13 protein-coding genes are annotated in these 14,013 nt (G+C 68.7%); 7 read left to right on the forward strand and 6 right to left on the reverse strand.

The window, feature by feature from the left end:
- The first annotated feature begins 108 nt into the window (after positions 1-108).
- The 3 genes from ACIQJ5_RS01550 (at position 109) to ACIQJ5_RS01560 (ending at position 2,639) form a co-directional block, all read left to right on the forward strand.
- Positions 109-1,092: an EamA family transporter gene (locus ACIQJ5_RS01550; RefSeq protein WP_402840177.1), complete on the forward strand. Its 984-nt coding sequence runs from the start codon at positions 109-111 to the stop codon at positions 1,090-1,092.
- A gap of 68 nt (positions 1,093-1,160) precedes the next feature.
- Complete coding sequence (locus ACIQJ5_RS01555; protein ID WP_231090780.1) at positions 1,161-2,174, forward strand: aldo/keto reductase family protein; 1,014 nt, start codon at positions 1,161-1,163, stop codon at positions 2,172-2,174.
- 15 nt (positions 2,175-2,189) lie between these two features.
- Positions 2,190-2,639, forward strand: coding sequence for an NUDIX domain-containing protein (locus ACIQJ5_RS01560; RefSeq protein ID WP_231090779.1), 450 nt, complete (start codon positions 2,190-2,192; stop codon positions 2,637-2,639).
- Positions 2,640-2,648: 9 nt separating this feature from the next.
- Here the strand turns inward: ACIQJ5_RS01560 and ACIQJ5_RS01565 are convergent, their stop codons facing one another.
- The 3 genes from ACIQJ5_RS01565 to ACIQJ5_RS01575 are packed head-to-tail and all read right to left on the reverse strand — an operon-like array spanning position 2,649 to position 6,221.
- Entirely contained in the window at positions 2,649-4,064 is a 1,416-nt protein-coding gene (locus tag ACIQJ5_RS01565; protein WP_402840182.1) for a sulfatase, read from the reverse strand.
- A complete protein-coding gene (locus ACIQJ5_RS01570; RefSeq protein WP_231090777.1) occupies positions 4,061-5,053 on the reverse strand; it encodes a Gfo/Idh/MocA family protein in 993 nt (330 codons plus the stop codon). The genes ACIQJ5_RS01565 and ACIQJ5_RS01570 overlap by 4 nt, the downstream gene beginning before the upstream one ends.
- A gap of 49 nt (positions 5,054-5,102) precedes the next feature.
- The gene (locus ACIQJ5_RS01575; protein WP_402840187.1) at positions 5,103-6,221 is read right to left on the reverse strand and encodes a LacI family DNA-binding transcriptional regulator; all 1,119 of its coding nucleotides are present in this window, start codon (positions 6,219-6,221) and stop codon (positions 5,103-5,105) included.
- Between the two features lie 226 nt (positions 6,222-6,447).
- Here ACIQJ5_RS01575 and ACIQJ5_RS01580 point away from each other — a divergent pair, with 226 nt between their 5' ends.
- The 4 genes from ACIQJ5_RS01580 to ACIQJ5_RS01595 are packed head-to-tail and all read left to right on the forward strand — an operon-like array spanning position 6,448 to position 10,913.
- Positions 6,448-7,749, forward strand: a complete 1,302-nt coding sequence (locus ACIQJ5_RS01580) for an ABC transporter substrate-binding protein (protein ID WP_402840190.1) — start codon at positions 6,448-6,450, stop codon at positions 7,747-7,749.
- Positions 7,746-8,708, forward strand: a complete 963-nt coding sequence (locus tag ACIQJ5_RS01585) for a carbohydrate ABC transporter permease (RefSeq protein WP_402840193.1) — start codon at positions 7,746-7,748, stop codon at positions 8,706-8,708. The genes ACIQJ5_RS01580 and ACIQJ5_RS01585 overlap by 4 nt, the downstream gene beginning before the upstream one ends.
- Before the next feature lie 8 nt (positions 8,709-8,716).
- Complete coding sequence (locus tag ACIQJ5_RS01590) at positions 8,717-9,646, forward strand: carbohydrate ABC transporter permease (RefSeq protein ID WP_231090773.1); 930 nt, start codon at positions 8,717-8,719, stop codon at positions 9,644-9,646.
- A gap of 43 nt (positions 9,647-9,689) precedes the next feature.
- A complete protein-coding gene (locus tag ACIQJ5_RS01595) occupies positions 9,690-10,913 on the forward strand; it encodes a heparan-alpha-glucosaminide N-acetyltransferase domain-containing protein (protein WP_402840197.1) in 1,224 nt (407 codons plus the stop codon).
- Here ACIQJ5_RS01595 and ACIQJ5_RS01600 read toward each other — a convergent pair.
- Genes ACIQJ5_RS01600 through ACIQJ5_RS01610 form a run of 3 tightly spaced genes read right to left on the reverse strand, consistent with a single transcriptional unit; the run spans position 10,882 to position 13,994 of the window.
- Positions 10,882-11,427 (reverse strand): GbsR/MarR family transcriptional regulator, encoded by a 546-nt coding sequence (locus ACIQJ5_RS01600; protein WP_402840200.1) that lies wholly within the window; start codon positions 11,425-11,427, stop codon positions 10,882-10,884. The genes ACIQJ5_RS01595 and ACIQJ5_RS01600 overlap by 32 nt on opposite strands.
- A 4-nt stretch (positions 11,428-11,431) precedes the next feature.
- Positions 11,432-13,081 carry an ABC transporter permease gene (locus ACIQJ5_RS01605; RefSeq protein ID WP_402840203.1) on the reverse strand — a complete coding sequence of 550 codons (1,650 nt, stop codon included), beginning with the start codon at positions 13,079-13,081 and terminating at the stop codon, positions 11,432-11,434.
- Position 13,082: 1 nt separating this feature from the next.
- Positions 13,083-13,994 carry an ABC transporter ATP-binding protein gene (locus ACIQJ5_RS01610; RefSeq protein WP_231090769.1) on the reverse strand — a complete coding sequence of 304 codons (912 nt, stop codon included), beginning with the start codon at positions 13,992-13,994 and terminating at the stop codon, positions 13,083-13,085.
- Between the last annotated feature and the right edge of the window lie 19 nt (positions 13,995-14,013).

The following is a 14,013-nucleotide window of genomic DNA, read 5'->3' on the forward strand; positions in this document are numbered from 1 at the left end:
GACGCTCGCGCACATAGGAGATCCAGCACTGTCACAGAGAAAGCCCATAGCGGGCGTGGCGTGTGCGGGCGTTCACCCCACGGGGCCGGCGTGCGCGAGAATGTCTCGATGTCCTCCACTCCGCGCCGCTCGGCGCGCCCCGTTCCGGGGGCCGCCGTGCGGCGGGCGCGCCTCGGTCTGCTGCTCGCCCTCGCGACCGCCGTGTGTTTCGGATCCTCCGGCGCTCTCGCCCGCGGGCTGATCGATGCCGGCTGGAGTCCGGGAGCGGCGGTCACCGCTCGCGTCTGGGTCGCCGCGATCATCCTCCTCGTTCCGGCACTGCTCGCGATGCGCGGGCGATGGGGTCTCCTGCGCAGCAACGTCGTGACCCTGCTGCTGTACGGTGCCTTCGCGGTGGGCGCCACCCAGTTGTTCTACTTCCAGGCCGTGGCCGTGATGGACGTCGGGGTGGCACTGCTCATCGAGTACATGTCGCCGGTCGCGGTGATGCTGTGGCTGTGGATGCGCCGCGGCGAACGGCCCACGGGACGCACGATCATCGGGGCGATCGTGGCCATCGCCGGCCTGGTGCTCGTGCTGGACGTGTTCTCCGGCACCGCCGTGAGCACCGCGGGCGTGCTCTGGGCGCTGGGGGCGATGGTGGGAAGCGCGGCGTACTTCATCATCTCCGCGCGCCAGGGCGACGAGGCGCTGCCGCCCATCGCCCTCGCCGGCTTCGGCCTGCTCACGGGCGCGGTGGGGCTGACCATCGCGAGTCTGGTGGGGATCCTGCCGTGGCGGTGGAGCACGGACGAGGTCACCTTCCTCACCGGGAGCGTGTCGTGGTGGATTCCGGTGGTGGGCATCGGGGTCATCGCCGGAGCCCTCGCCTATGCGCTGGGTATCGTCTCGACCCGTATGCTCGGCTCCCGTCTCGCCGCCTTCGTGGCGTTGAGCGAGGTGGTGGCCGCGGCGCTGTTCGGATGGGCGCTACTGGGGCAGAACCCCGATGTCTGGCAGGTGCTGGGCGGCGTGCTGATCCTCGCCGGTGTCATCGCCGTGCGTCTCGGGGAGCCTGACGAGGTGGAATCGGTGGCGGTCGAGCCGGTGTGATGGCGTCACATCTGACACGATTCAGCCGATCCGGAGCCGATGTCCTGCACACGCACTAGCGTGGTGGCATGGTCGAATATCGCTACCTCGGAAACAGCGGGCTCAAGGTCTCGGAGATCACCTACGGCAACTGGGTCACCCATGCCTCGCAGGTCGACGACTCCGCCGCCATCGCCACCGTCCATGCCGCCCTTGATGCGGGTATCACCACCTTCGACACCGCCGACACGTACGCCAACACGGCCGCCGAAGTGGTGCTGGGCAAGGCGCTGGCGGACCAGCGCCGCGAGAGCCTGGAGATCTTCACGAAGGTCTACTTCCCCACCGGTCCGAAGGGGCCCAACGACACCGGTCTCAGCCGCAAGCACATCTTCGAGTCGCTGCACGGCTCCCTCAAGCGCCTCGGGACCGACTACGTCGACCTCTACCAGGCCCACCGGTTCGACTACGAGACCCCGCTGGAAGAGACGTTCCAGGCATTCGCCGACCTGGTCCGTCAGGGCAAGGTCCTCTACATCGGAGTCTCGGAGTGGACGGCGGAACAGCTTCGTGAAGGCCACGCGCTGGCCAAGCAACTCGGCATCCAGCTCATCTCCAACCAGCCGCAGTACTCGATGCTCTGGCGCGTCATCGAGGGCAAGGTCGTTCCGGCATCCGAGGAGCTCGGCATCTCGCAGATCGTCTGGTCGCCCATGGCGCAGGGCGTGCTGAGCGGAAAGTACCTCCCCGGACAGCCGGTCCCAGCCGGTTCGCGTGCCACCGACGAGAAGAGCGGCGCCGATTTCATCAAGCGCTTCCTGACCGACGACGTGCTGACCGCCGTGCAGAACCTCAAGCCGATCGCGGCCGACAACGGCCTGACCATGCCGCAGCTGGCCATCGCGTGGGTCCTTCAGAACCCCAACATCGCGGCGGCGCTCGTGGGTGCTTCTCGCCCGGAGCAGCTGGCCGACACCGTGAAGGCCTCTGGCGTGAAGCTGGACTCGGACACGATGGCCGCCATCGACGCTGCGCTCGGATCGGTGGTCAACAGCGACCCCGAAGACACGTACTCGGTTTCGCCGAAGTCACGCCTGGTCTGAGCGGACGCACACGACGTGGCCGTGCACAGCGCAGGAATCCTGCTCGTGCGCGGCCACGGTGCGTCTCGGGAAGTCCTCATCGGTCACATGGGCGGTCCGTTCTGGGCTCGCAAGGACGAGGGAGCCTGGAGCATTCCGAAGGGGGAGTACGACCCCGAGGCGGAGCACGCCTGGGAGGCCGCGCGCCGGGAGTTCGAAGAAGAACTGGGGCTGGCGGTCCCCGAGGGACCCACCACGGAGCTGGGGGTGTTCCGTGTCACCTCCAGCAAGCAGCTGACCGTGTTCCGGGTGGCGGCGGATCTCGATGTCACGGCCGCCGTCTTCGGTGAGTTCGAGCTGGAGTGGCCCCCGCGCTCCGGGAGGGTTCAGCGATTTCCCGAGATGGATCGCGTGCTCTGGAGCAGCATCGTCCTCGCCCGCACGCGTCTGGTGACCGGGCAGCGACGGCTCCTCGATCTGATCTGACCGCCGTGATCAGGCGCCGTCCCAGCCGGGCGGGCCGAACGCCCCCTGCGGGTCGTCATCGAGCGTGCGCACCTGTCCGGAGCCCATGACGGGCAGGGCAGCCCCGTCAGCCGCCCCCGTGCTGTGGGCGGCGAACCACTCGCGCAGCAGGCGCCGAAGCGCGGCCACCTCCTCGGCCCACGCTGGATCGTCGACGAGGTTGACGCGCTCTTTCGGATCGCTGACGAGGTCGTAGAGCTCGTGCGGGCCGTAGGGGGCTCGATGGACGTACTTGCGCTCGCGGGTGCGGATCATCCGGGCCGGCCCGTATTCGCTGTGCACCACGACGGGGCGTTCGGGTCTGCCGGTGCCACCCACCCGGAGCAGCTCGGCGAAGCTGCGACCCGGTCCCTGCTCGAAGGCGGCAGGATCCTCACCGATGAGCTCGAGCAACGTGGCGGGCAGGTCGTAGGCGCTGAGCAGGTGGTCGTGCACGCTTCCTTCCGGCAGGCGTCCCGGCGCCGAGATGATGAAGGGCACCATGACCGACTCGTCGTACAGGTTCATCGGGAAGGTGCCGTTGCCCTTGCCCCAGAACCCGTGCTGACCACAGCTGAATCCGTTGTCGCTGAGGAAGACCACGATCGTGTCTTCGTGAATCCCATGCGCGCGCAGCCGGTCGAGCACGCGTCCGATGGCGGCGTCCATCGCGGTCACCGAGGCGAAGTAGCCGATCAGCGCCTCGCGGGTGTCGGGCTCGCCGCCGATCGGGGCGCCGTCCTGTGTCTGCAGCCAGGGGTGCGGTTCTTCCTGCGGGCAGGTCTCGAACGAGCAGTCGCGGTACAGGGCCGTGAACTCATCGGGGTGCTCGCCGGCGAACGGGCGGTGCGGTGCGGTGAAGTTGACCGCGAGGAAGAAGGGCGCGTCCTGGCCCTGCTCGGCGTCGATGAAGGCGATCGCATCATCGGCGATCACATCGGTGAGGTAGTCCGTGACGTGCTCGGCCACCCCGTCCCGGTACATCACCGCATCGTGATAGGGACTGCCGCCGCCTTGCAGCGCATACCAGTGCACGAAGCCGCGTCGGGGCACGTCGTTGGCTCCGAGGTGCCATTTGCCCGAGAGGCCGAGGCGGTACCCGGCGTCGGCGAGCGCGTCGGTGAGGGTGGGCAGTCCGTGCAGGTAGTCGCGGCTGTCCGGCCCCACCGAGGCGCCGCTGAGATAGTCGTGCACCCCGTGGGATGACGGGATCTGCCCGGTGAGCAGGCTCGCACGCGCCGGGGAGCACACGGGGGACGCGCAGAAGAAGTGATCCAGTCGAGTTCCGCGGCGTGCGAGATCGTCGAGGACAGGAGTGCGGATCTCATGGTTGCCCGCTGCGCCGAGCGCCCAGGGACCTTGATCATCGCTCACGATGAGGATGATGTTGGGCTGAGGTGTGCTCATGCGGTGGTCTCCGCGGCGGCGAGGGCGACGGCGGCGCCGGTGGCGGCCGAGCGGTAGGCGGCGTGGACCAGCTCGACCACATGGCGCGCGTGAGCGAGGGGAACGGCGGGAGCGGCTCGGCCGATGACCGCGACGAAGTCCGCCAGCTGAGCCGTGAAGGCCCGCTGGATGTCATCGTCGGCGCTCTCGTGCACCACGCGAGATCGTCCGTCGATGTGCACGGTCGTGCCGATGCGCGGGTTCACTTCGATCACCCCTCGCTCGCAGACGATCGAGAGGACGTCCGCGCGCGTCGCCGGGTCGCTCACGACGCAGATCGTGACGCCCACCCCGTTGTCGAGATGCAGCTGCATCCCGCCATCGGTCTCCACTGGCGAGCCGAAGCGATGTGCGGTGCTGGCGAGCACCGTGACAGCGCGGCCTCCGCCGAGCCAGAGCGAGCGGTCGATGCAATGGCCGCCGATGTTCAGCAGTGCACCTCCGCCGGCGATCTCCGGGGAGAAGAACCACGGGGAGCGGGAACCGGGACGGTAGTCGGTGCTGCGGTTGTCCCGGATCATCCGTACCGGACCTGCATCTCCGGCGGCCAGAGCGCGTTCGGCGGCGAGCATGGCCGGAAGGAAGTGCTGGATGTGACCGACCGCGAGGGCGATGCCTGCCTGAGCGCAGAGGGCGATCATCCGGTCACACTCCGAGACGGTGATGGCCATCGGCTTCTCCACGAGCACATGCACGCCGGCCGCGGCCGCGTCCTCGACGATCGGCAGGTGGAATGCATGGGGGGTGTTCACGATGACGGCATCGACAGCGCCGGCCGCGAGCAACTCCCGGTGATCGGCGAACACCCGGGCACCGGTTCCGGATGCGGCGCGCCGGCCGGCCCCCTCATCGATATCGCAGATGGCGGCGAGTGTGACGCCGTCCAGTACGGCGGCCGCGGTGACATGGAACGGCGCCACGGCGCCCGCTCCGATCAATCCGATGCGCATGACTCTCCTCTGTGGTGGGTGGTGACCTCGCGGCACTCGTCGATGGCCATCAGCTCTCGCGTGCGCCGCACGAGTGACGCACGACGATCCGGGGGCGGAGCCGGATCTGGTGCAGCGGGCAGTCGTCGCCCTCGCGGAGCCGCCGCAGCAGGACGTCCGCGGCCATGCGGCCCATCCGGTACTTCGGTGGCGCCACGGCGGTGAGCGGAACCGGGGCGAGGTCGGCCACCTCGTCGTCGTAGGACACCAGCGCGATGTCGCGGGGCACGCCCAGGCCGCCGCGCTGAATGGCGCCCTCCAGCAGCGTCGCCTCCCGATCTCCGAAGACGAGGGCCGCGGTCGCCTCGAACTCCCGCAGCCGCTCGAAGGCGGAATCGGCGGAAGCGGAGTCCCAGGTGCCCTCGGACGGGGAGTACTCCAGTGACGGCGCCAGCGCCAGGTCGGCGACAGCCTGCCGGTATCCGGTCTCTACGCTCGATTCGGCAGGATGCTGCTGGCGCGTGAGGAGCGCGATGCGCGTGTGTCCCAGGCTGGCGAGATGTCGCACCGCGTCGTACGCGCCCCCGCGGTGATCCGCACAGACGTGCTCCGTGGTGTCGGCCGAGCCCAGATTCAGGGGGCTGCGCTCCAGGAGCACCACGGGGACGGGCAGCTCCTCGAGCTGGCGGACACGGGCGGCCGAGTCCGCGATCCATGCGGGCGTCGGAGCGATGAGGAGGCCATCGACACCGCTGTCGAGCAGCGCCCCGAGGGAATCGTCTCCCCGCTCGGGCTGTGTCCGGTAGGTGGCCAGCTGAAGCGCGGCACCCGCCGCCGCGAGAGACTCATCGATGCCCTGCAGAACCCGGGGGTAGTAGAGCTGGGTGTCGGGCAGCAGCACGCCGATGTTGCGGCGCACGCGCTCGTCGCGGGGGCGCACCGGAGCGACGAAGCTGCCCGCGCCCTGGCGCCGCACCACGATGCGTTCGGCCACCAGTTCATCGAACGCGCGGCGCACGGTGGTCAGAGACAGCCCGCTCTCCTTGGAGAGCTCCTGCTCGGTGGGGAGTTTCTGCCCCGTGGTCCAGGTGCCGGCGAGGATGCCGCGGCGCAGTTGATCGGCGAGGATCTCGAACTTGAGTCCCCGCGATTCCGCATCACGCACCGGTGCCGTGTGCTTTCTCGCCATCCCGTTCCCTCCGTCGTGTCTTCTCCGATTCTGTGGCGACGGGAGGGAGGAATAAAGACGTATTCTCCGATTCCTCTCGGCAACGACAGGTGCATTACGAGTCTCAGCTGCACACCGCGTCGTATTCGAAAAGATGAATCTCTGATTACTCCTTGAATGCTCACTTCCCCGGGCGCGAGAGTCGACCGACGCAGGCGATGAAGCCTCTCTTAGGGAAGGAAACTCGATGGCGAAGATCCGCAAGCTCTCAGCCCTCGCTCTGATCAGCGCGCTCGCCCTCTCGGCCACGGGATGCGCAGCTGGCGCCGACGGCGGCCAGGATTCGGGCGGCACGCTCACGTACTGGTCGATGTGGAAGGAGGGGGAGGCGCAGCAGAAGGTGCTTGCCGCTGCGATCGCCGACTTCACGGCGGAGACCGGCATCACGGTCGACGTCCAGTGGCAGGGACGTGACAGCGTCAAGAAGGTCGTCCCGACGCTCAACACCAACAACGTCCCCGATCTCATCGACAGCTCGTTCGCCAAGCTCGCCCCGGTTCTGGCGACGAGCGGTCAGGCCAGAGAACTGACGGAGGCATACGCCCCCGATGTGGACGGCGAGAAGATCTCCGACCTCATCCCGGATGCCTATCTCGCCGACACCGACATCACCCGCGAGGGTGAGGAGGTTCCCTGGATGCTGCCGTACACGCTCACCAGCGACGCGATCTGGTTCAACGCTGCCACCCACCCCGAGCTGGAGAGCGCGCCGCCGAAGGACTGGAATGCATTCCTCGCCGAGCTCGACACGCTCAAAGCTGCGAACGAGGTCCCGCTCGCGATCGACGGCGACGTGTCCGGCTACAACGCCTACTGGTACACGGCGGCGCTCGTTCACATCGCCGGCCCCGGGGCGATGAAGAAGATCGCCGATGATCACAGCGGCAAGGCCTGGGAAGGCGCCGATGCGGTGAAGGCCGCCGAGGCGGTGCAGCAGCTGGTCGACGGCGGGTACTTCATCTCCGGATACAACGCCAGCAAGTGGCCCGCGCAGCAGCAGGCCTGGGCCGACAACCAGGCGGCGCTGCTGTACAACGGCACCTGGATTCCGACGGAGACGGCGTCCTACGCCGCGAGCGACTTCCAGTACTCGTCCTTCCCGTTCCCGACGATCGATGGCGACAAGCAGTTCTCCCGCGCCGACTTCATCGGGTTCGCCGTGCCGGTCAAGGCCAAGAACGCCGAGAACGCCCAGCGATTCGCCTCGTTCTTCCTCGGCAAGAAGTACCAGGACGCGCTGGGCACGGACGCGAAGATCCTGCCGGTCCGCGCCGATGCCGCCACCAGCCCCGAGGTCGCCTCGGTGAAGAGAGCGCTGGAGGAGGCCGACGCGTTCTACGTGCAGAACGACGGCATCACGCTGCCGGGGTACGCCGAGAAGCTGCTCTATCCCACGATCGATCAGCTCGTGCAGGGCAAGCTCTCCGCGGCGGACTTCATCGCGGCGATGGCCTCCGGGCAAGCCGACTACTGGAAACAGAACTCATGACCCAGACGGCTGTGATCCCCGACGTGTCCGTCGGCCGCGGGGCGCGACGTGCATCCCGCGGCCGCGGCAATGCCATCGACACGGCGCGCAAGAAGCTCTTCGTCCCGTTCGTCGGGCCGGCGCTGCTGTTCTATTCGGTGCTGTTCGTCGCCCCGTCCGTGTACGCGATCTGGATCAGCTTCCACAAATGGCCCGGATCGGGTCCGATGGAGTTCGTGGGCATCGGCAACTACGTCAAGCTCTTCGGCGACAAGCTGTTCCTCCAGTCGTTCAGCAACACGCTGCTGCTGCTGTTCGTGGTGGGTATCGCCGTGTTCGCGGTGTCGTTCGGTCTCACCCTGGTGCTGCGCGACATGGCCGGACGAAAGATCGCCCGTTCCGTGATCTTCTTCCCGCACCTCGTCAACGCCATGATCTTCGGCGTACTCGCCGGGTTCGTGCTGAACCCGGGCGGGCTGGTGAACACGCTCCTGGGGTGGGCGGGGGTTGCCGACCCGCCGGCCTGGCTGGCGACGGAGAACCTGTTCCCGCTGATCATGGTGATGCTCACCTGGATCACCACCGGCTACTACACGACGATCCTGATGGCCGGTGTCGACCGCATCCCGCCGTACTACTACGAGGACTGCGCGCTGGCCGGCGCCAACGCGTTCCAGCGGCTGCGCTATGTGATCCTCCCGCTGACCTGGGATGTGTTCGGCACCTGCGCGGTGCTGTGGACCATCTCCTCGGTGAAGATCTTCGAGATCATCTGGATCTTCGGCGGTTCCACGGGCCAGGGGATCCCGCCCACCCGGACGTGGAGCACGGCCGTCTACACCTATGTGACGGCGTTCTCCGGAGAGTCCATTCCGGCCTACGGCATGGCCAGCGCCAGCGCGATCCTGTCGCTCGCCCTCGTGTCCGTGCTCGTCGTCCTGCTGCGCCGCGTGATGAAGCGCGACGCGATCGAGTTCTAGGAGTCGTGATGACCGCTATCGAAGAGATCCGGCAGCAGCCCAGCACCCGCGCGATCGTCACGGGCACGGCGGAACCGCCCCGTCGTCGCCGTGGGGCCGCGATCGGCCGAGAGCGCAGCGTGCTCCGCGGTGTCGGGCTGGTGCTGCTGTGGGCATTCGTCGCCCTGAACATCGCGTGGATGGTGTGGATGGTGATCCAGGCCTTCCGCGACACCCGCTCGATCCTGAGCGACCCGTGGGGCCTTCCCACCTCGCTGGATCCCGTGAACTTCGTGACGGCCTGGACCGCCGGCGACTTCGCCACGGCGACACTGAACAGCGTCAGCACCACGCTGGTCTCCTCCTTCGTCACCGTCGCCATCGCAGCACCCGCCGCGTACTACCTCGGCCGCGTGGAGAACCGGTTCACGAACGCCCTCACGATGTACTTCGTGCTCGGCCTCGGAATCCCGGTGCAGGTGATCCTGATCCCGTTGTTCGTGATGCTCAACGAGGTCTACCTCACCGACAGCCTGATCGGGCTCAACATCGTCTATGTGGGGGTCTCGATGCCCTTCACCGTGTTCCTTCTCATCGCCTTCTTCCGCTCGCTGCCTCAGGAGCTCGAGGAGGCAGCGGCTCTGGACGGCACGACCGCGTTCGGGACGTTCTGGCGGATCACCCTGCCTCTGGCGAAGGGCGGCATCCTCACGGCGTTCGTCCTCCAGGTCATCTCGCACTGGAACGAGACACTGCTCGCGCTGACGCTGCTGCAGTCCACAGACAGGTACACCCTGCCCGTGGCACTCATCTCATTCATCCAGCAGCAGACGTACTCCGGCGCCGACTGGGGCGGGCTGTTCGCGGGCCTGTGCATCGTGGTGCTGCCGATGCTCGCGATCTACCTCTGGCTGGGCCGGCGTCTCACGGAGGGCCTCACGCTCGGAATGGGGAAGTAGGCCGGCGGATCACGCCCCCATCACGGACTGCGATGATGGGGGCGTGCCGTCCTCCCTCCCCACGCGTTTCGCGGGTCTCGACCTCGCGCGATTCGTCGCGCTCATCGGGATGTTCGCCGCGCACCTGTGGCTCAACGATCGCGCCTCCAATGATCCGCTTCGCGCCATCGCCGCGACTACGGCGTTCCAGCTGAGCGAAGGGACGGCATCCACGCTCTTCGCCGTGCTCGGCGGCATGTCGCTGGTGCTGGCGACCAGACGGGTGCGCGAGGAACGGGGCGCGAGGGGAGTGCTGATCGCCGTGCTGGTGCGGGGGCTCATCGTGATGTTCATCGGCACGCTTCTCGCCGAGCCGCCGGTGGTGATGGTCGTGGTGCTGGTCTACTTCGGGGCTGCCATGATCGTCGCGGGGCCCTTCCTGCTCGCCCCGTCCTGGCTGATCGTGCTCGTGGGCGGTCTCCTGGCCCTGTTCGGGGGCGGCTTCAACGCCGCCCTGCGCGTGGATCTGGGGATCTTCCTGGAGGGGGAGAGCCTGCCTCTGGGTGATTTCGCCGATCCGGTCACCGCCCTGCGGGCCCTCCTGATCACCGGGGTTTACCCGGTGATCACCTGGCTTGTGTATCTGCTGCTCGGCATCCTCGTCGCTCGCGGGATGATCGTCACCGCTGAGCGTGGCGGACTTCGTGGGTGGGGGTGGATCGCCGCGGTCGGCGGCGGGGCGTTCGCAGCACTGGCGATCATCGTCAGCTCGGTGACGCTCGCTGCCGTGGGCGCGATGGCCCCGAACTCTGGCGAACTGCAGCAGGCGATCATCGCGCAGAGCGGGGGCTCGTACGGGGCCATGCCCACCGGAACCTGGTGGATGCAGCTCATTGCGGCGCCGCATTCGGGAACGCCGATGGACATCCTCCGCACCGGCGCGGTGGCCGTCTCGGTCATCGGGCTCATGACGGCGCTGACCGCCGATCGGCGTCGGCTGGCCTATCCCGTTCGCCTCATCGCCACGACCGGCGCCGCGCCGCTCACCATCTACGTGGCGCACTGTCTGGCCTCCATCCCGATCGCGATGTCGATGGGACCGCGGGGTGCGGGCTTCGAGCTGTGGGCGATGAACGTGGCGGGCGCTCTGGTGATCGGCGCGATTCTGCTGGCACTGCGGCGCAAGGGCCCGCTCGAGGCGTTGATCGCGGTGAGCGTGCGTGGCGCGCTGCTGCTCGTGCCGCGACGGCGGGCCGTCAGCCCTGTCGCTGCCGCCACTCGTCGATGAGCTGAGGGAAGCGCTCCGCGAGGAAGCGGAAGAAGTCGGCCATCTCCGTCGCGCGCGCGGACGCTGCCGCATCCCCGGAGTGCGCCGCGGCGATCTCGTCGATGAAGGCGGCCATCCGGGCGTAGATCGGTGCGTTGGAGGTGATCGAGCCGTAGAAGGTCTCCCGCACCACGGCGTACTGAACGACGCGGGTGCCCGGCCGGGAGAGGCGCTCGATGAAGTGCAGGCGGTGCAGATAGGTGACGGCTCCGGAGATCGCTGCGGCGCTCACGCCCAGCCGCTCGGCCAGCTGGGCTGCGGTGTAGCCGTCGGCCGGAGCCGCTACGAGGGCCATCAGCACCCGCGCCGGCATGCGGGCCATCCCGGCCGCGGTCATCACGGCGGCCGCCTGTTCGGCAGCCTCCACGGCCCGGTGCTCGTCCACGGCTCGGTCAGCGTCCTCGGCGCGGCCAGCGTCCTCGGCGGACGGGCCCGGCGTAGTGCGGGAGGGGGCGGGCGAGTCAGCAGCGGACATGACCTCAGCCTGCCGTGACCAGCGGCCGACGACGAACCAGCCACACCGACAGTGCGAGGACCACCGCGGCCGTGACGATGATGCCGCCCACGCCACGCCCGTCCACGCCGCCGCCGGCGGTGAGGATGGGCGTCTGAGCGAAGGGCGAGAGCCGCGTGAGTTGGTCCGGCAGCCCGAACAGGGGCCCGAACAGACCGATGATCGTCGCGAGCACCACGATCGACCAGCCGACGCCGGTCGTCCACCGGGGGAGCACCACCAGCACCAGTGCCGTGATCGCGAGGAACACCGCCGCCACCGCGGCCTGGCCCGCTGCTCCCACCCACACGTCGGCGGCGAGATCGGCGCTGGTGCGGCTGAGGCCCGCGAACGCGCCGAGCGCGGCGGCCCCGTCCACGGCGCAGATGGCCACCGCGGCGGCGACCAGATACGACGTCAGCCAGGTCCGCCGGCCGACACTCGCCGCCCAGACCGGCTCCACCGTCCCGTGGGTCTCCTCCTGGCGTGCCCGGGCGATGATCTGCACGGCGCAGCAGGAGGCCAGGATGCCGACCACCGTGAAGAAGATCACGACCGTTCCCGCCTGCAGGTCGTCGTTCTCCGACATCGCCTCCAGGATTGCCGCGACAGCCGGATTGCTGCCGCCCATCTCCTGCACGACCGCCGCGAGTGACGTCGCCAGAGCGCCGGTGAGGAACGCCCCGACCGCCCAGGCGAGGATCGTGCCGCGCGTGAGCCGGCCCACCAGCGTCACCGGCCCGCGCAGGGCCCAGTCCGCCGTCGCGGGACCGCGTCGGGGAGCTACCAGGGACCCGCCCAGGTCGCGCCGGCCCTGCAGGAGGTATGCCAGCAGCACGGCCGCGGCGGCAGCGCCGAGGAGCAGAACGAGGGGGCCGGCCGCGTCATCGGCGAACGGGCGGACGTTCTCCGCCCAGCCGAACGGGCTGAACCAGGTGAGCGGGGAACTCTCCATCCGGGTCAGGTCGGCGTTGGGAGTACCGAGAGCGTTACCCACGCCGCTGAGGAGGAAGCCGGCGAGAATGGCGATCACCCCGAGTGCGTTCGCGCCTCGCGCGGTGGCGAACAGTTGCGCGCCGATCAGCGCGATTCCGAGGAAGACGAGGCCGGCGGCCCCCGTCGCCAGCCCGGCCATGACGCTGCCACCCCAGGGCAGGCCGCTGGCGAGGAAGGCAACGGCGATGGCGACCGCCGTGACGAGGTTGGCCGTGATGCCATGCAGGATCGTCGCCCAGATCACGGCGCGGCGCGAAGCGGCGGTGGCACCGATCAGCTCGGCTCTCCCGCTCTCCTCTTCCGCGCGGGTGTGCCGCACCGCGAGGAAGGAGCTCATGAACGCCGCGATCATCACGAGGAAGGGAACGATGAGGAATCCGGTGAACGCGGGGGTGGCGGAGCCGGACGGCAGGCCGCGGAAAGTGAGGATCACGGGGTTCGCGATCGCCGTGGCGAGCAGCGTGCTCCGCTCGGCGTCCGTGCCGTACGACTGCGTGACGCCGGTGACGGCGAGCGCGGCCATCGCGGCGTTCCCGAGGATCCACAGCGGTAGCTGCAGGCGGTCCCGGCGCGTCTGCAGCGCCCACAGCGAGCGGACCGCGCCGGCGTGGCTCGTTCGATGCGCGACGAGAGTGCTCATCTCACGCCGCCGATCCACGGCGCGTCGTGGCGTCGTCTCCATAGTGACGCAGGAACAGCTCCTCCAAGGAGGGCGGATTCACGCGCAACCCCTGCACTTTCGCATCCGCCAGGGTCGCCAGGGTTGTGGGCATGTCGGCGGGGTCGACCGTGAAACGGATTCGTCCTCCCTCCCGGACTACGTCCTGCGCCCCCGCGGGGACGGTCCCGTCATCGTCGAAGGACACCTCGGTCCGGGTGAGGTGGCGCAGGTCGGCAAGGGTTCCGGTCTCGACGATGCGGCCCGCACGGATGATCGAGACGTGATCGCACAGACGCTCCACCTCGCTGAGGATGTGGCTCGACAGCAGCACCGTGGCCCCGGCAGCGCTCACGCGCGACACCTCCTGCTGGAACACGATCTCCATCAGCGGGTCCAGCCCGCTCGTGGGCTCATCCAGGATGTACAGCTCGGCGGGGAGCGCGAAGGCGGCGATCAGGGAGATCTTCTGCCGGTTCCCCTTCGAGTACGCGCGCCCTCGGGTACGTGGATCGAACTGGAACGCGGTGGACAGCCGCTCTCGTTCGGCACGGTACTCGGCCGTGCGGGTATCGCCGCCGCGCAGGCGCACCAGGAGATCCACGGCCTCGCCACCGGTGAGGTTCGGCCAGACACTGACGTCCCCGGGAACGTACGCGATCCGTCGATGAAGTGCTGCCGCATCGTGCCACGGATCGGCGCCAAGTAGCCGTGCGGTGCCGCCTGAGGAGCGAGCCAGGCCCAGCAGGATCCGGATCGTGGTGGACTTTCCGGCGCCGTTCGGACCCAGGAAACCGTGCACCTGTCCCGCCGAGACCGAGAGATCGAGCCCATCCAGCGCATGCACGCGGCCGTACGTCTTGCGCAGGCCCTCCGTGCTGATGACCGTGTTCATGCCGGGGACGCTACGCCCG

Source organism: Microbacterium sp. GXS0129, from assembly GCF_044769785.1.
Classification (GTDB): Bacteria; Actinomycetota; Actinomycetes; order Actinomycetales; family Microbacteriaceae; genus Microbacterium; species Microbacterium nymphoidis.